Source organism: Arthrobacter sp. HY1533, assembly GCF_027568515.1.
GTDB lineage: Bacteria > Actinomycetota > Actinomycetes > Actinomycetales > Micrococcaceae > Specibacter.
The window spans coordinates 67,214-83,275 of sequence record NZ_JANKZF010000013.1; the positions used below are offsets into that span (position 1 = coordinate 67,214).

15 protein-coding genes and 1 pseudogene are annotated in these 16,062 nt (G+C 65.4%); 8 read left to right on the forward strand and 8 right to left on the reverse strand.

Annotated elements, in window-relative coordinates:
• Positions 1 to 189: 189 nt before the first annotated feature.
• The 3 genes and pseudogenes from PCK14_RS11280 to PCK14_RS11290 all read left to right on the forward strand — a co-directional run bounded on the left by PCK14_RS11280 (position 190) and on the right by PCK14_RS11290 (position 2,152).
• Positions 190 to 894, forward strand: coding sequence for a DsbA family oxidoreductase (locus tag PCK14_RS11280; RefSeq protein WP_269938588.1), 705 nt, complete (start codon positions 190 to 192; stop codon positions 892 to 894).
• A 167-nt stretch (positions 895 to 1,061) separates the two neighbouring features.
• Positions 1,062 to 1,687, forward strand: a pseudogene (locus PCK14_RS19315) (S1C family serine protease); the annotation flags it as partial.
• Positions 1,688 to 1,951: 264 nt separating this feature from the next.
• Positions 1,952 to 2,152 (forward strand): PDZ domain-containing protein, encoded by a 201-nt coding sequence (locus PCK14_RS11290; RefSeq protein WP_333474357.1) that lies wholly within the window; start codon positions 1,952 to 1,954, stop codon positions 2,150 to 2,152.
• Here PCK14_RS11290 and PCK14_RS11295 read toward each other — a convergent pair.
• The 8 genes from PCK14_RS11295 to PCK14_RS11330 form a co-directional block, all read right to left on the reverse strand.
• The gene (locus PCK14_RS11295; RefSeq protein WP_269938589.1) at positions 2,130 to 3,053 is read right to left on the reverse strand and encodes a TolB family protein; all 924 of its coding nucleotides are present in this window, start codon (positions 3,051 to 3,053) and stop codon (positions 2,130 to 2,132) included. The two genes, PCK14_RS11290 and PCK14_RS11295, sit on opposite strands and share 23 nt — an antisense overlap.
• The gene (locus PCK14_RS11300) at positions 3,050 to 3,793 is read right to left on the reverse strand and encodes a ThuA domain-containing protein (RefSeq protein ID WP_269938590.1); all 744 of its coding nucleotides are present in this window, start codon (positions 3,791 to 3,793) and stop codon (positions 3,050 to 3,052) included. Before PCK14_RS11300 ends, PCK14_RS11295 begins: the two co-directional genes overlap by 4 nt.
• Before the next feature lie 2 nt (positions 3,794 to 3,795).
• Positions 3,796 to 4,884, reverse strand: coding sequence for a Gfo/Idh/MocA family protein (locus PCK14_RS11305; RefSeq protein WP_269938694.1), 1,089 nt, complete (start codon positions 4,882 to 4,884; stop codon positions 3,796 to 3,798).
• A 427-nt stretch (positions 4,885 to 5,311) separates the two neighbouring features.
• On the reverse strand, positions 5,312 to 6,151 hold the full coding sequence (locus PCK14_RS11310; RefSeq protein ID WP_269938591.1) for a carbohydrate ABC transporter permease: 840 nt from the start codon (positions 6,149 to 6,151) through the stop codon (positions 5,312 to 5,314).
• Positions 6,144 to 7,118, reverse strand: a complete 975-nt coding sequence (locus tag PCK14_RS11315) for a carbohydrate ABC transporter permease (protein ID WP_269938592.1) — start codon at positions 7,116 to 7,118, stop codon at positions 6,144 to 6,146. Before PCK14_RS11315 ends, PCK14_RS11310 begins: the two co-directional genes overlap by 8 nt.
• A 100-nt stretch (positions 7,119 to 7,218) precedes the next feature.
• Positions 7,219 to 8,523, reverse strand: coding sequence for an ABC transporter substrate-binding protein (locus tag PCK14_RS11320; protein ID WP_269938593.1), 1,305 nt, complete (start codon positions 8,521 to 8,523; stop codon positions 7,219 to 7,221).
• Between the two features lie 346 nt (positions 8,524 to 8,869).
• Positions 8,870 to 9,943: a LacI family DNA-binding transcriptional regulator gene (locus tag PCK14_RS11325; RefSeq protein WP_269938594.1), complete on the reverse strand. Its 1,074-nt coding sequence runs from the start codon at positions 9,941 to 9,943 to the stop codon at positions 8,870 to 8,872.
• A 5-nt stretch (positions 9,944 to 9,948) separates the two neighbouring features.
• Positions 9,949 to 11,196 carry an ROK family transcriptional regulator gene (locus PCK14_RS11330; RefSeq protein ID WP_269938595.1) on the reverse strand — a complete coding sequence of 416 codons (1,248 nt, stop codon included), beginning with the start codon at positions 11,194 to 11,196 and terminating at the stop codon, positions 9,949 to 9,951.
• A 139-nt stretch (positions 11,197 to 11,335) separates the two neighbouring features.
• On the opposite strand from PCK14_RS11330, the gene PCK14_RS11335 reads away from it, so the two are divergent.
• The 5 genes from PCK14_RS11335 (at position 11,336) to PCK14_RS11355 (ending at position 15,918) form a co-directional block, all read left to right on the forward strand.
• The gene (locus tag PCK14_RS11335; protein WP_269938596.1) at positions 11,336 to 12,070 is read left to right on the forward strand and encodes a sugar phosphate isomerase/epimerase family protein; all 735 of its coding nucleotides are present in this window, start codon (positions 11,336 to 11,338) and stop codon (positions 12,068 to 12,070) included.
• Positions 12,071 to 12,076: 6 nt separating this feature from the next.
• The gene (locus PCK14_RS11340) at positions 12,077 to 13,183 is read left to right on the forward strand and encodes a Gfo/Idh/MocA family protein (RefSeq protein WP_269938597.1); all 1,107 of its coding nucleotides are present in this window, start codon (positions 12,077 to 12,079) and stop codon (positions 13,181 to 13,183) included.
• 11 nt (positions 13,184 to 13,194) lie between these two features.
• A complete protein-coding gene (locus PCK14_RS11345) occupies positions 13,195 to 14,421 on the forward strand; it encodes a Gfo/Idh/MocA family protein (protein ID WP_269938598.1) in 1,227 nt (408 codons plus the stop codon).
• Between the two features lie 3 nt (positions 14,422 to 14,424).
• Positions 14,425 to 15,426: a sugar phosphate isomerase/epimerase family protein gene (locus PCK14_RS11350; protein ID WP_269938599.1), complete on the forward strand. Its 1,002-nt coding sequence runs from the start codon at positions 14,425 to 14,427 to the stop codon at positions 15,424 to 15,426.
• A 108-nt stretch (positions 15,427 to 15,534) separates the two neighbouring features.
• Positions 15,535 to 15,918: an RNA-binding S4 domain-containing protein gene (locus tag PCK14_RS11355; RefSeq protein ID WP_269938600.1), complete on the forward strand. Its 384-nt coding sequence runs from the start codon at positions 15,535 to 15,537 to the stop codon at positions 15,916 to 15,918.
• The last annotated feature ends 144 nt before the right edge of the window (positions 15,919 to 16,062 follow it).

The following is a 16,062-nucleotide window of genomic DNA, read 5'->3' on the forward strand; positions in this document are numbered from 1 at the left end:
CCCCAGCTGGACGCGACGCCACTGCAGGCCCGAGATCCGGGTCCCGGCGGGGCAGCCATAATTTCCGAGTTCGAAAGGCTCGATCACCGATCCGGTGGTCGGGCCTTCGAGCTGTGGGGGCGGCCGGGGAGCGAGCCTGTGTGAGCAACGTCTTGGAATAATCCGCCAAGCCCGTCCGTTGCCGCCAGTATGAAGATTGAGATCTGGTCCGACGTGGCCTGCCCCTGGTGCTACATTGGCAAGCGCCGCTTTGAAACCGCCCTGAACGGCTTTGCACACAAGGATTCCGTGGAGGTGCAGTGGCGCAGCTACCAGCTGGACCCCACCATCCCCGAGCACTACGACGGCACCGAGCTGAGCTACCTCAGCGACCGCAAGGGCATGGACCCGGCTCAGGTAAAGGGCATGTTTGCCCACGTCACCGAGCAGGCTGCCGGTGAAGGCCTGAACTACAAGTTCGACGACGTGGTGGTGGCCAACAGCTTCAACGCCCACCAGCTGCTGCACCTGGCCGCCGCAAACGGCCTGGGCGACGCCGTCAAGGAAGCCCTGCTCTCGGCCCACTTTGAGCACGGCGTGGACATTGGTGCCCGCGAGGCCCTGGTCAAGGTGGGCACCGACGCCGGCCTGTCCGCCGCCGACATCAACGAGGCGCTGGACACCGACAAGTACGCCGACGACGTCCGCCACGACTTCGCCGAGGCCCGCGCCCTGGGCGTGACGGGTGTTCCGTTCTTCGTGATCGATCGCAAGTACGGCCTGTCCGGCGCGCAGCCGGCCGAGCTGTTCGCGCAGGCGCTCGAGCAGGCGTGGCAGGAAGCCAACCCGCTGACCATGGTGTCCGCCGGCGGCTCCGACGCCGAGGCGTGCGGCCCGGACGGCTGCGCCATCTAGGCGTTGCCTTCCTTGATCAAAGTGCCGAAAGGGCCGGCCGGATTCTTCCGGCCGGCCCTTTCTGTGTCCCCTGCAAGCACCGGCCCGGGCTGCCGCTGGCCGGGCACGGCATGACGTAGCATGGGGAATTCCACCGCCCCGGCGGCCTTTTTCGATCGGAGCATCCCATGCAAACACCGCAAAGCCCTGCCTGGTTCAGGCGACTTCCTCTCCCCGCAGTGGTCGCGGCTGCCGTGGCCCTTGCGCTTGTGGCAGGACTTGCGGGTGGCTGGATCGGCACGCTTCTCACCCGCCCGGCAGCCGCACCGGCATCCGTGGCCGGCACCTGCGACGCGACCCAGGTTGCCCTAGGCGTGCTGCCCGGCGTCGTCACCGTCTCCGTCAGCAACGGCAACGCCAGCGGCGTGGGCAGTGGTGTCATTGTCCGCAAGGAGGGCTACATCATGACGAACAACCATGTCATCTCCGCGGCGGCCACCGGCGGCACCATTGAGGTGCTGTTCAGCGACGGCAACAGCGCGGAGGCGGAGCTGGTGGGCCGTGACCCCAAGTCGGACCTTGCTGTCCTGAAGGTCAAGTCCAGCAAGGGCCTGCCCACTGTTGAACTGGGCAAGTCGGCCAACGTTTTGGTGGGTCAGCCGGTGGTTGCGCTGGGCGCTCCCCGGGGCTCTCCAGCACGGTGACCTCAGGCATTGTCAGCGCACTGGGCCGCAACGTGCCCGTCCCGAGCGACGACGACTCCACCGCCATATTGGTGGGCGCCATCCAAACCGACGCCTCCATCAATCCCGGAAACTCCGGCGGCGCATTGGTTGACTGCGCAGGGAAGCTGATAGGCATCAACAGTGCCATCGCCACCATCCCCAACGAGCTCGAGGTGGCCAGCGGCAGCGTGGGCATTGGGTTCTCCATCCCCATTGACCTCGCGGCCCGCATCACCGAGCAACTCATCGACACGGGCAAGGTGGCCTACCCCTACTTTGGTGTGAGCGCCGTGCCGCTGCCGCCCGAGGCCGCAGAGCACTTTGGCGTGGAGGACGGCCTGTACCTGCAGTCCGTGGAGCCAGGTGGCCCCGCAGACAAGGCCGGGCTGAAGCGCAGCGACATCGTCACCCTCCTGGACGGGCGGCCGGCCACCAGCATCGCGGTCCTGACGGAAGTCACGCTGGCCAGGAAGGCCGGGGACACCCTCAAGGTGAGCTATGTGCGCGGCGGCAAGACAGCCACCACCAACCTCACCCTGGGGACCATTCCGTAGCTTCCGCCAAGGGGTAGGCGACAATCGCGATCTTGCGGCCGTCTGGCGACCAGCTGGGCACGTTCATGGTTCCCTGCCCGCCAAAAACGTGGGCCAGCTCCCGCACGGTGCCGTTTTTCTCCAGAAGCCGCACGACGACGGGCACGTCCGCCGGGTGCCCCAGCGTTCCCGGCGGGAAGCTGACAAAGGCAATCCTTGAGCCGTCCGGTGAAGGGTGCGGGAACCAGTTGACCTGTTCGTCAAAGGTCAGCTGCTCCGGGGTGCCGCCTACTGCCGGCATGCGGAACAACTGCGCATGGCCCGGCACGCTTGAGCCGCGTTCGGAATTGAAATGGATCCATGCCCCGTCGGGCGAGAACTCGGCGCCGTCGTCGGGGAAGTCGTCATCCGTGAGTTGGATGTCCGGGCCGCCTGCGGCAGGGACCGTGAACACGTTTGTGCGAACTTTCCCGCCGTCCACGGTGAGGCCAATGTAGGCCAGGGTTCCGCCGTCCGGGGACACCCCGTGCAGGTAGTGGCGGAAGCCCGCACCGTTGTCATTCGTGACGCGGCGCGGCGCATCCCGGCCACCGCCGTCGACGGTTGCGGTGTCGAGGCCGACCGCATAAATGTGGCCATCCTCGCTGGAGACGTAGGCCGTGGCGCCGTCGGGGCTGATGACGTGGTCGTTGTTGATCTCGGCAATGCCGCCCAGCCCAATTTCCTCAAGCCCGCCGGTCCCCTCGGCCGCCAGGCGGAACAGGCGACCGTCCCCGTTGATGAGCAGGCTCTTCCCGTCGGGACTCCAGTTCGGCGCCTCAAACAACAGCTCGTCGGAGGAGAAACGGAGCGTCGCCGCGCCCGTCTCGACCTCGATGATCTGCAGCTCAGCTCGTTGGCCGGGCCGCAGCCGGCGGCTCAAGGCAGGAACGATTCGCGGGCCGGATTGGTCACTTCGGGCTGCTGGCGGTGCTGCCCGGGCTGTGCCACCCAGCCGACGCCGTTGGCGATGACCCGCTGCACCTGGGGGTGGTGGTAGACGGGGTACTCCTGGTCGCCGGGGCTGAAGTAGAAGATCCTGCCCTTGCCGCGTGAGAAGGTGACGCCGGAGCGGAACACCTCTCCCCCGGTGAAGGAGCTGATGAAGATCAGGTCGTCGGGCTCGGGGATGTCGAAGAGTTCCCCGTACATTTCCTGTTCCGGGATGACGATGGGGCTTTCAATGCCCGCTGCGATCGGGTGGGAGGGCTTGACGGTCCACACCAATTCCCGTTCACCTTCATTGCGCCACTTCAACGAGCAGGTGGTGCCGAGCAGGCGGGTGAAGATCTTGGCGAAATGCGCCGAGTGCAGCGCAACCAACCCCATGCCACCGAGCACGTGGCGCTGCATGCGCTCAACCACTTCCTCGGAGACGGCGTCGTGGGCAATGTGGCCCCACCACAGCACCACGTCGGTCGTGGCCAGGGTTTCCTCGCTCAGGCCGTGCTCGGGGTCGGCCAGGGTGGCGGTGGTGATGTTGGCATTGGGGTAGAACTCCCGCAGCGACTCCGCAATGGCGCCGTGCATGCCTGTGGGGTACATGCTGCCGATGGTGGCGGGTTCGTTGTTGAGTTCGTGGACGCCTTCGTTCCACACCAGGATGTTGAGTTTTTCAGCCATGGTTAGAGCCTCACTTCACGCTGTTCGAGTGCGGATTTGTAGCATGCGTCAATGATCAGTGCCCGGGTCAGCGCCACAGAGCCGTCGTACTCGCCCCAAACTTCTTCACCGCCACGGATGGCCGCAATGAACTCGTCCACCACGGCCTGGTGGTTTCCGTCGGCCGGAACTTCGGCCGCATAGTCTGCGTTGACCTCTTCCTTGTCGGTGAAGATCTTCAGCCCGGAGTCCGCGACTTCAAGTGAATGGGCAACCCGAAGTTCGGCACCGCCGTCGGTCCCGTAGACGCGGAAGTCCATCAGGTCTGCGGGGTCACGGTAGCTGGCCCAGCCAGCCTCCACCACCAGGGTGACACCGCCCTCAAGGCGGATGAAGGCCGAGGCGAAGTCCTCGACCTCAAACTTGTTGTTGGCCGATGCAGCCGTGAAATTGCTGCCACCGCCCAGTCCACGCGGCCCCAATTCGGAATACGCGGACGCCGAAACAGAGATGACCTTGGGCTCGCCCAGCAGGTGCAGTGCGTAGTCCAGCACGTGCACGCCGAGGTCGGCCAGGGGCCCGCCACCGGCCAGTTCAGGGCTCGTGAACCAGCTGCCAAGCGTGGGGATCCCGCGGCGTCGCAGCCAGGAGGCCTTGGCGTAGTAGGGGCGGCCCAGTTCGCCGTCGTCGATGATGGTCTTGAGCTTTGTGATGTCTCCGCGGCGGCGGTGGTTGAACACCACGTCCAGGACGCGGCCGGCCTGGCGGGCCGCGGCAACCATGGCCGCACCTTCCTCACCGTTGCGGGCCAGCGGCTTTTCGCTCAGGACATGCAGCCCGCGTTCCAGGGCCGCAATGCTGATGGGTGCGTGGAGGAAGGTGGGAACGGCAACGCTGATGGCGTCCAGCCCGTCCAGTTCCAGCAGGTCCTCCCAGCGGGCAAAGCCATGGGCGATGTTGTACTGGGCCTGGAGCTGGGCCAGGAGTTCGGCCTCCATGCCGGCCACGGCAACAACCTCCACCCCGGCCACGTTGCTGAACGCCTCGATGTGTTGCTGGCCTGCCCAGCCAACGCCCACAACACCAACCTTGAGGGTTGCCGGCACAGTCATATCACTCACTCAATTACCTTTTCTTGATGGCTGAAAACGGCCCGTAACCCGGACGGTCAATTCACAGTGCGCCATGAAGACGACGCTCTCTTGACCAACCTAATCGAACTTAAATTTACGGTCAATCAAAAGTGTCCACATGACGAGACAGCAATTTGCTGGCCGGTGCGCCGGAACGCTCATGCGGGGCCCACTGGCGCCGGAATCTTTTGCCACTGCACCACCAAAAGGGATGCGGCACCCGGGTGGGTCAGGGAGACCCACCCGGGTGCCGCCGTCGTACTCGGACAGGCTAGAGACTGGGACCCGGTTACTGGGCCCACGCCAGCGAGGGGTCCCAGTCGAGGCCCGCGACTGCGAGCTGGTTGCTGGGCCCACGCCAGCGAGGGGCCCCAGTCGAGGCACGAGACTGGGGAGCTGGTGGGGATTACTTCACGGCGCCAGCGGTCAGCCCTGCCACGAAGTTCTTCTGCAGGAGCAGGAAGCCGATGACAATCGGGATGCTGACCACCACGGAGGCGGCCATGATCTGGTTCCAGTAGACGTTGGTCTGCGTCGAGTAGAGCTGCAGGCCCACGGCCAGGGTGCGGTTGGCGTCGGTGGTCATGACGGACGCGAACAGGACCTCGCCCCAGCTGGTCATGAAGCTGTAGATGGCCACGGCCACCAGGCCGGGCCGCGCCGTGGGCAGGATGATCTTGAACAGGGCCCGCATGGGACCGCAGCCATCCACCTTGGCGGCTTCGTCGAGCTCACGCGGGATTCCGTTGAAGTACCCGGCGAGCATCCAGATGGAGAACGGCAGCGAGAACGTCAGGTAGGTGATGATCAGCCCCGCGCGGGTTCCCACCAGTTGGACGCCGAAGTTCGTGTTGATGTTCACGAAGATCAGGAACAGCGGAAGCAGGAACAGCACGCCTGGCAGCATCTGCGTGGAAAGGACGGCTCCGGAGAACAGGGAACGGCCGCGGAACGTGTAGCGGGACACCGCGTAGGCGGCGAAGACGGCAATGATGAGCGAGAGCACCGTGGACACGGTGGAGACGATCACCGAGTTCACGAAGTAGTCGGCCAGCGGGACCGTCTTCCACATGTCGATGTAGGGCTGGATGGTCAAGGTGGTGGGCCACCACGAGAACGCGCCCTGCACATCCTGCAGGGGCTTCAGGCCGGAGATGACCATGACGTAGATCGGGATGATGGTGAAAATGCTGAGCAGGGTGATGGTGGCGACCCTGAAGACCTTGGTTCCGGTTGTGTCATGCATTGTCTTTCCTCCGGTTCATGAAGAGAACGTAGATTCCGCTGACAACCATCAGGAACAGCAGGAGCAACACTGACATGGCGGCACCGGAGCCGAAGTTCCAGGTCAGGAATGAGGCGTTGTAGATGTGGAAGGAGATCAGGTCGCCGGCTGGCGGCTGGGATCCGCCGAACAGGACGAACGGGGTGTTGAAGTCGTTGAAAGTCCACAGGAACATGACCAGCACCAGGGACATGTTGACCGGGCGGAGCATGGGCAGCGTGATGTTCCACCACTGGCGCAGCGGCTTGGCACCGTCAACGGAAGCGGCCTCGTAGACATCGGCGGGGACGGACTGCAGCCCGGCCATCAGCATCAGGAATGCGAAGGGCCACAACCGCCAGATGGCGACGATGACCACGGCAGCGAAGGCGTTGTCGCCAATGAGCCAGAAGGGCTTGTCGCCGGGCAGGCCCAGGTTGTCAAAGATGAGGTGGTTCAGGGCGCCGTTGTCCTTTTGCAGCATGAACTTCCAGGCAATGACGCCGGCGTACATGGGCAGGGCATAGGGGATCAGGAACAGGGTGCGGAAAATGGCGCGGCCGCGGAACGTCTTTTGCAGGGCCACCGCAGCGGCCATGCCCAGTCCCCAGGACAGGCCGACGACGAGGACGGTGAAGGCGACGGTGACGCCGAAGGACTTCAGCAGGCCCAGCCCCACGGAGGAGTCGAAGTCCAGGGCGACCTGGTAGTTCTTCAGGCCAACGAACGGTGCGTTGCCCCAGTTGGCAATGAACATCTTGGTGAGCTTGAGAAAGCTCATCCAGATGCCTGTCAGCATGGGGATGACGTGGATGACGAGTTCAAAGATGACGGCGGGGGCCAGCAGCGCGTAGGGCAGCCACCAACCGGCACGGCGGGGCTGGCGGTCCTTCTTGCCGGCTGGCCCAGGAGCGGGGTCGGACTTCTTTATGGCGGTGGTTGCAGACACTGCGAACACTCACCTTTCTTTCATGAACAGTTGAGGGGCCCGGCGGCGGGTGCCTGTGGCAGCCCGCCGCCGGTAGTGCTGTGCAGCTTGCTCGGAGGTGCTATCCCGCTGCTTCAACTGCTTCCTGCGCCGTGGTCAGCGCAGCCTTGATGTCGTCCTTGCTGACGGTGCCGCCGGAGGCAACCGTGGCGAACATCTGGTTCATGGCCTTGCCCACTGTGCTCTCGAACTGGTCCTCGGCAGCGACCAGGGGAAGGGGCTTGGACTTGTTCTCGTAAATGTCGGAGAAGGTCTTGGCGAGTTCGGCGTTGTCGGTGAAGCTCGGCGTCACCCCGGCCAGCACGGGCAGGGCTGCGAAGGGCTTGTCGAGGGCGGCCTGGGTGGCTTCACTGGTCATGAACTTCACGAACTGCAGTGCGGAGTCCTTGTTCTTGGTGTTCTTGAAGATGGACATGTTGATGCCGGCCACCATGGTGGCCACTTCCTTGGCGCCCGCGGGGGCAGGGTAGGCCACAACACCGAAGGCATCATCCTTCATGCCCTGGGAGGCGATGGAGCTGTTGGCGTTGCTCTGGCTGAGCATCATGGCAACCTTGCCGTTGGCAAAGTCGTTGACGGCCTTGGTTGCGTTGTCGTACTGGGCGTTGCCCGGGTCAACCACCTTGTCCGTCTGCATCAGGTCCAGGTAGCGGGAGATGCCGTTGACCACGCCGTCCGAGGTGAACGTGGGCTTGCCCTCTGCATCGAAGAATTCGGAGTCGTTCTGGGCAGCGTTGATGAACGCGAAGTGGGAGTTTTCGGTGTAGCTGCCGGCGGCCAGGGCGAAGCCGTGCTTGTCACCGGTGGTGAGCTTCTTGGCGGCGGCCACCATGTCTTCCCAGGTGGTGGGCGGGGTCAGGCCGGCATCCTTGAACATGGCCTTGTTGTAGTACAGGCCGTAGGCCAGGCCGTACAGGGGAACCGACGTGGGGTCCTCTCCGGGGACGCCGCCGGTGTCCATGGCGGTCTTGACGAACTTGTCCTTGCCGCCGATTGCGGTGAAGGCTGCGTCATCGAAGGGCATGAACGCGCCGGTGGACTGCAGCGAGGCAGCCCAGGTGTTGCCGATGTTCAGCACATCGGGTGCCTGGCCGGAGGTCACGGCGGTCTGGATTCGGGTCTGGAGGTCGTTCCAGCCGATGACTTCAAGGTTGACCTTGATGCCCGTCTCTTCCTCGAACTTCTTCAGCTGCGGGGTGAGAACTTCCTTGTCGTTGTCCAGGCTGGTGCCCTGGTTGCTGGCCCAGTAGGTCAGGGTCTTGCCGTCCGAGCTGCCCGAGCCGGCATCGCTGCCGCCGCTGCATCCGGTGGCGGTGATGGTCAGTGCCGCAATGGCCGCTGCTGCGGCAAAAGTACGTAATTTCACTTCCGTGACTTCCTTGTCTGTGGGTGGGAATATCCGCAAATCTTCGAAAATGGCGGGCGCCGAAACTCGTGGCACCCGACGTGAAACCAAACCTAGATGAACTTATGACGATGGTCAATCAAAAGTCGTGAAATATTTCCTAACATATTGATTCGAGGCATCTCAAGGAAGGCCGCGGTGGCGGATATTGGCCCGTGGAAATGAGCCATGGGGGCCAAAGTTGCCCGGAATCCAGGCATTTTTGCCCCACAAAAGGCGATGTAACCAGAGTAACTGAACCGGTTCACTGTTGGGCGTTTGTTATTGATTCGTTATCGCAGTTTGGGTGCCGCCGAGACGTCGGCAGCTATCCGAAGGGGTTGTTGCCCAGGCTCTCGCGCAACTGCAGGACGCCGGGCTGTGCCGCCATGTTGCGCGGCTCATGGCCGGCCACCAGGTCCAGGAGCAGCAGGGCGGAATTCCGGCCCAGGTCCGCCACATTGCGTCCCAGCGCGGCCACTCCGGGGGAACTCAGCCTGCACAGGATGGAGTCATCCCAGCTCAACACCGAAACCTGCCCCGGAACGTCAAGACCCAGGCGCTTGAGGGCTTGCAGCCCGCCCACGGCCATGAGGTCGTTGCCATAGATGACCGCCGTGGGGAACTCGGGCGACCCCGGCGCGAGCCCGGCCATGACAGCGATGGTGGCCGTGCCGCCGTCGTCCGCGGAATAGTCGGCGGGGCACAGCACAACCGTCATGCCCAGGCGGGCGGCCTGATCCACAATCTGCGCCGACTTGGTCTCCTCGTGCAACAGCTCGACGGGGCCGGAGACGAAGGCGACGTGCCGGTGCCCGCGCTCGTGCAGCGCCTGAACCACTGTGGCAACATCCACCGCCTGAGACACGGTGAGGTTGGAATTCCGGGCCGACGGGGCAATTTCAGGGCCGACACCCAGCCGCACATACGGGAGCCTGTGGCTCTCGAGCAGTGGCGGGCGGGGGTCCTCGCGGACATGGTCAAAGAGGATGACGCCGTCAACACGCCCCTCCCCCGCCCACCTCTCGTAGACGGCCAGGTCCCGGTTTTGCCCTTCGGGAACGGTGAGGGGGTCCACCATGCGCAGCATCAGGCTCATGTCGCGGGCGCCGAGAACGCCCTCAATGCCGGCCAGGATGCTCATGTAAAACGGCTCCGCACCGATCTGTTCGGGATCGCGGTAGAGCACAATTCCCACCACGTCGCTGCGGGACTGGGACAGTGCCCGCGCGCTGGAACTGGGGTACCAGCCCAGCTCGCCGGCCAGCTCAAGGACACGGGCGCGGGTGGAGTCACTGACCCCCGGCTGGCCGTTCAGCGCGTAGGAGACCGACGCCTTGGAGATGCCGAGCCGGCGCGCCAGGTCGCTGATGGTCACCTTGCCGGCGGAGGGGGATGCCACCTTGATCAGGCCTGCGCGTGGGCGGTGACCAGGCGTTCCACCGACGCCGGGGACAGCACGTGGTCAACCACCATTCGCCCGGCACCCAGCACGCCGGCGTGGTCCCCGGCCATGGACTGGACAATCCGCAGCCGTGCCGTGGCCAGCGGCAGTGAGCGCTGGTAGACGATCTCACGGACCCCGGCCATGAGGTATTCGCCGGCCGAGGACAGCCCGCCACCAATGACAATGACGGAAGGGTTCAGCAGGTTCACGGAGGCCGCCAGGACATCGCCCACATCGCGGCCCGCCTGGCGCATGGCCTGGATGGCGGCCAGGTTTCCGCGGCGGGCCAGTTCCAGCACGTCTTCGCCTGTATTTGCCGGGACACCGCCGGCGTTGAGGGCCGCGGCCACCGCCGGGCCCGATGCCATGGCCTCCAGGCAGCCGTAGTTGCCACAGCGGCACAGCACCTCGCCGCCGCGCGGCACCCGCACGTGGCCAATGTCCCCGGCCGTGCCGTCCGCGCCGCGTTGCAGCAAACCGCCGCTGATGATGCCGGCGCCAATGCCGGTGGCCACCTTGATGAAGAGCAGGTCCTGGGCGTCGGGCCAGAAGTTCGCACGCTCGCCCAGCGCCATGATGTTCACGTCGTTGTCCACCAGCACCTCGGTGGGGAAGCGCCGCTGCACGTACTCCGGCACGTCAAAGCCGTCCCAGCCGGGCATGATCGGCGGGCTGGCCGGCCGCCCGGTGGAGTGCTCCACGGGGCCGGGCAGCCCAATTCCGATGCCCACCAGCTCGCGTTCGTGGCGCCCGGCCCGGGCGAGGACCTGCGTGCACAGCTCCAGCACGGCGTCGAGCACGTCGGTGGGGCCGGCCGCGACGTCCATGGATTCGCGCAACTCGCTGAGAACGCGCCCGCCCAGGTCCGTCAGGGCGATCAGGACGTGCGTTGCACCAACGTCAACGGCGAGGATCACCCGCGATGACGGGTGGAAGGCAAAGCGCGACGGCGGACGCCCGCCCGAGGAGACTGCCTCACCTGCGGGGCCGATGAGTCCGGCGGCACTGAGTGCCTCGATGCGCGCCGCCACGGTGGAGCGGGCCAGTCCGGTGATTTCGGCCAGCTCGGCGCGGGTGCGTGCCTGCCCGTCACGCAGGATCTGGAAGACGTCACCGGCCCGTGAGTGGCTGAACGGCTCCGCGGCAGCAGGGCCGGCCGGGCTGGGGGCGGCTTGTCGCGGGCGTGGCTGGACTGGTGACTTTGGCATGCCCAATAAATAGCACGCGGGCTTACATCTGTCACAATCCGAGAAAGGGGGCGTGTTTCGCAAACTTTTGCTTGACCATCGTCAAAAGTTCCCCTAGGTTGATTTGTGGACACACATTCATGCCTTCAAGGAGTTTTCAATGACGTATTCCCTGCAGTTGTACACGGTCCGCAAGCCCCTTGAGGAAGACCTTCCCGGCACCATTGCCCGCGTTGCCGAACTTGGCTTCACCAAGGTTGAACCCTACAACTTCGCGGCCACGGCCGACGCCCTCGCCGCAGCTTTTGCGCAGCACGGCATCACCGCTCCGTCCGGCCACGCACCCCTGCTCAGCGCCGACCAGGATGAAATCTTTGCCGCAGCCAACAAGCTCGGCATCACCACTGTCATTGACCCCTTCATTCCCGCCGATCAGTGGCAGACCGAAGAGGACATCCAGAAGATTGCCGACGGCCTGAACGCGGCAGCCAAGAAGGGTGCCGAATACGGCGTCCGCGTTGGCTACCACAACCACGCATGGGAACTGGAGTCCAAGATCAACGGCACCACGGCCCTTGAGTACTTTGAAACCCTGCTTGACCCCGAGCTGGTCCTGGAGGTGGACACCTACTGGGTGTCCGTGGGCGGGGAAAGCGCCGTGGACATCCTTGGCAAGCTGGGCGAGCGCGTGAAGTACATTCACATCAAGGACGGCCCGCTCAACACGGACACCTCCGCCCAGCTGCCCGCGGGCCAGGGCGAGGTTCCCATCTGGGATGTCATTGGCGCGGCCAAGCACCTGGAGGTCGGGGTCGTGGAGTTTGACGACTACGCCGGCGACATCTTCGAGGGCATTGCCGCAAGCCTTGCCTTCCTCAATGCAGGAAAGGCCTGATCCCCAATGGCTAAGACAGGACCCGTCGGCGTAGCCTTCATCGGCGCCGGAAACATCAGCAAGCAGTACCTGGACAACCTCACAACCTTCCCGGACGTCAAGGTCCTGGTAGTTGCGGATCTCTTTGAGGAAGCCGCCGCAGCGCGTGCCGCGGAATACGGCATTGAGGTTTCGGGCGGCGTTGACGCAGCGCTGAACCACCCCGACGTCGAAATCATCGTGAACCTGACCATCCCGGCAGCCCACGTGGAGGTGGCCACCGCGGCCGTCCGCGCCGGCAAGCACGTGTGGACGGAAAAGCCGTTCTCCCTGGACCGCGACAGCGGACTGGGCCTGCTGAAGGAAGCCCAAGCCGCTGGTGTCCGCCTGGGCTGCGCCCCCGACACCTTCCTTGGTGCGGGACTGCAGACGGCCCGCCGGCTCATCGACGCCGGTGAGATCGGCACGCCGCTCACGGCATTGACCATGTTCCAGTCGCCGGGCCCCGAATCCTGGCACCCCAACCCCGCATTCCTGTTCCAGCAGGGCGCCGGACCGCTGTTCGACATGGCCCCCTACTACCTGACTGCCCTGGTGCAGGCCTTCGGGCCCATCGCCAAGGTGGCCGCCGTGGGAAGCACCGCATTCCCCACCCGCACGGTGGGCTCCGGCCCCAAGGAAGGCGAGGTGTTCGACGTCGAGGTTCCCACGCATGTCAGCGCCATCGCACAGTTTGAATCCGGCGCGTCCTCGCACAGCGTCTACAGCTTCGAGTCCCCCAAGGCCCGCATGGGATTTGTGGAGATCACAGGCACCGAGGGCACCATCTCCCTGCCGGACCCGAACAACTTCGACGGCGAGATCAAGCTGTGCAAGCGTGGCGAGGAGGACTGGACCGCCATTGCGGCCGAGGGCCCCGCCGACGGGCGCGGCCTGGGCGTGCTGGACATGGCACGCGCCATCCGCGCCGGCGTCCCGCACCGGGCCACGGGCGAGCTGGCCTACCACGTGCTTGATGCCATGGTCTCCATCACCGAATCCGTGGACAGCGGCGAATTTGTCACCGTGGCCAGCACGGCACCGGCTTCCGAGCCCGTGCCCGTGGACTGGAACCCGACCGCAGCAACCCTCTAGGAAAAATACACATGACCTCCCCCCAGTCCCGCCCGCTTGGCGTGGCCGCAATCGGCTATGCGTTCATGGGCCAGGCGCACTCCAACGCCTGGCGCACCGTGGCCAACCACTTCGACGTTCCCGCCTTTGAGCAGAAGGTCCTGGTGGGGCGCAATGCCGAAGCCGTGGCCGCGGCAGCCGCCAAGTACGGCTGGAGCGAATCGGCCACGGACTGGCGGGAGGTCATTGCGCGCGAGGACATCGACATCGTTGACATCTGTGCGCCCGGCTGGCTGCACGCGGAAATAGCCGTTGCGGCGCTGGCCGCAGGCAAGCACGTGCTGGTGGAGAAGCCGCTGGCCAACACCATGGCCGAGTCGGAGACCATGGTGGCCGCGGCACAGGCCGCCCGCGCCGCCGGCGTCCGCTCCATGGTGGGCTTCAACTACCGCCGAGTCCCGGCACTCGCCCTGGCCCGCAAGCTCATTGCCGACGGCGGCCTGGGCACCGTCCGGCAGGTCCGCGCGTCGTACCTGCAGGACTGGCTGGCCGACGGCGACGCCCCCATGACGTGGCGGCTGCGCAAGGAAACCGCCGGCTCGGGTGCGCTGGGCGACATCGCCTCACACGCCATTGACCAGGTCCAGCACCTGCTGGGCGACGCCGTCACCGGGGTGTCTGGGCGGCTGCACACCTTCACCACTGAGCGGCCCGGCCCCGAGGGGCCCGAACCCGTAACGGTCGACGACGCCGCCTGGGCCACGCTGTCCCTGGCCGGCGGGGCCGTGGCTAGCGTTGACGTGTCCCGGGTGGCGCTGGGCCAGAAGAACGCTCTGCGCCTGGAGGTTTATGGCACGGCCGGGTCACTGACGTTCAACCTGGAGAACCCCAACGAGCTGCACTACCTGAACGGCTCAGAGCCGATCGAGGTGCAGGGCTTCCGGCGCATCCTGGTCACCGAACCGGAGCACCCGTACATTTCCGGCTGGTGGCCGCAGGGCCATGTGATTGGCTGGGAGCACAGCTTCACCCACCAGATCCGCGACTTCCTGCTGCACATTGCCAACGGGACCGACCCCTCGCCGTCGTTCGAGGAGGGCCTGGGCGTGCAGCAGGTCCTGGCAGCCATTGAGGAATCCTCCGCTGCCGGCGGCGCCACCGTCCCGGTGGTCTCGGCGGCATCGGTGGTCTCGGTGGTTGAGCCTGTCGAAACCATCGAAACCGTCGAAACCGTTTCCATCCCCTCGTCAAAGGACTGAACCATGGCCCGCCCGTACACCTTGTTCACCGGCCAGTGGGCCGACCTGCCCCTCGAGGAAGTGGCCAAGCTGGCCTCCGAGTGGGGTTATGACGGCCTGGAAATCGCCTGCTCCGGCGACCACCTGGACCCATGGCGCTGGGACGAGCCCGGCTACGTCGCCGGCAAACTCGCCATGCTGGAGGGCTACGGCTTGAAGGTGTGGGCCATCTCGAACCACCTGAAGGGCCAGGCGGTGTGCGATGACCCCATTGACTTCCGCCACCAGGCAATTGTTGGCTCCAAGGTGTGGGGCGACGGGGACCCGGAAGGTGTCCGCCAGCGCGCGGCCGAGGAAATGAAGCTGACCGCCCGGCTGGCCCAGGCCCTGGGCGTGAAGACAGTTGTCGGTTTTACGGGCTCTTCCATCTGGCAGTACGTGGCCATGTTCCCGCCCGTCCCGGAATCAGTGATCGAGGCCGGCTACCAGGACTTTGCCGACCGCTGGAACCCCATCCTTGATGTCTTTGACGAGTGCGGCGTGCGCTTTGCCCATGAGGTCCACCCCTCGGAAATCGCCTACGACTACTGGACCACCGTCCGGACGCTGGAAGCCATCGGGCACCGTGAGGCGTTCGGGTTGAACTGGGACCCCAGCCACTTCATGTGGCAGGGCATCGACTCGGTCTCCTTCATCTGGGACTTCAAGGACCGGATCTACCACGTTGACTGCAAGGACACGAAGCTGCGCCCCACCGGCCGGAACACGGTCATGGGCTCGCACCTGCCGTGGGGCGATCCGCGCCGCGGCTGGGACTTTGTCTCCGCGGGCCGCGGCGACGTGCCCTGGGAATCGTCCTTCCGCGCACTGACGGCCATTGGCTATGACGGCCCCATCTCCATCGAGTGGGAGGACGCCGGCATGGACCGGCTGCAGGGCGCACCCGAGGCCCTCGCAGCACTGAAGAAGTTCGACTTTGCCCCGTCCGCACTGTCCTTCGACGCGGCGTTCAGCAACCAGGGCTGACCTCTCCTGCGCCGAGTCTGACGGAAAGCTGCCCGCGGAGACGTTGCGCAACGTCTCCGCCGCAGCGTTCCGTCAGACTCGGCGCGCCCCGCTAGAGTGGATGGCACCATGAGCATTCCCAAGAGCGAGCCAGCGTCCGTGCGCATCGACGCATGGCTGTGGTCCATCCGTGCCTACAAGACGCGTTCCATGGCCACGGCGGCCTGCCGCGCCGGCCACGTCAAGCTCAACGATGCCAACGCGAAGGCCTCGCAAACCGTTGTCCCGGGTGACACGATCCGCGTCCGCCAACCCGGCTACGACCGGATCCTGGAAGTCCGCCGCCTGATCAACAAGCGCGTTGGGGCCGAGGCTGCCGCGCACTGCTTCACCGACCACACTCCCCCGCGCCCCGTGCTGCCGGCCCTGGGCTTGCCGCAGCGGGACCGCGGCACCGGCCGCCCCACCAAGAAGGACCGCCGCGACATGGACCGGCTCCGCGGGGACCACTAAGGGCCCGCGGCGGCCATGCCACCGTGGGTTCAACAACGGTCGTTGTGCCCAACTTAATTCGCCTTATGGCGTCAATTGTCCAACTTGCTGGCTTTTGTCCCAATAACCTCCCGTTGCGGTCATGGGGTGTTTTAGGCTGCGTGT

Excerpts from the sequence above, each read along its gene's own strand:
- PCK14_RS11335 (WP_269938596.1), top strand. The coding sequence starts at position 11,336 with ATGACGTATTCCCTGCAGTTGTACACGGTCCGCAAGCCCCTTGAGGAA.
- PCK14_RS11280 (WP_269938588.1), top strand. The coding sequence starts at position 190 with ATGAAGATTGAGATCTGGTCCGACGTGGCCTGCCCCTGGTGCTACATT.
- PCK14_RS11330 (WP_269938595.1), bottom strand. The coding sequence starts at position 11,196 with ATGCCAAAGTCACCAGTCCAGCCACGCCCGCGACAAGCCGCCCCCAGC.
- PCK14_RS11300 (WP_269938590.1), bottom strand. The coding sequence starts at position 3,793 with ATGGCTGAAAAACTCAACATCCTGGTGTGGAACGAAGGCGTCCACGAA.
- PCK14_RS11340 (WP_269938597.1), top strand. The coding sequence starts at position 12,077 with ATGGCTAAGACAGGACCCGTCGGCGTAGCCTTCATCGGCGCCGGAAAC.
- PCK14_RS11305 (WP_269938694.1), bottom strand. The coding sequence starts at position 4,884 with ATGACTGTGCCGGCAACCCTCAAGGTTGGTGTTGTGGGCGTTGGCTGG.
- PCK14_RS11355 (WP_269938600.1), top strand. The coding sequence starts at position 15,535 with ATGAGCATTCCCAAGAGCGAGCCAGCGTCCGTGCGCATCGACGCATGG.
- PCK14_RS11345 (WP_269938598.1), top strand. The coding sequence starts at position 13,195 with ATGACCTCCCCCCAGTCCCGCCCGCTTGGCGTGGCCGCAATCGGCTAT.
- PCK14_RS11350 (WP_269938599.1), top strand. The coding sequence starts at position 14,425 with ATGGCCCGCCCGTACACCTTGTTCACCGGCCAGTGGGCCGACCTGCCC.
- PCK14_RS11310 (WP_269938591.1), bottom strand. The coding sequence starts at position 6,151 with ATGCATGACACAACCGGAACCAAGGTCTTCAGGGTCGCCACCATCACC.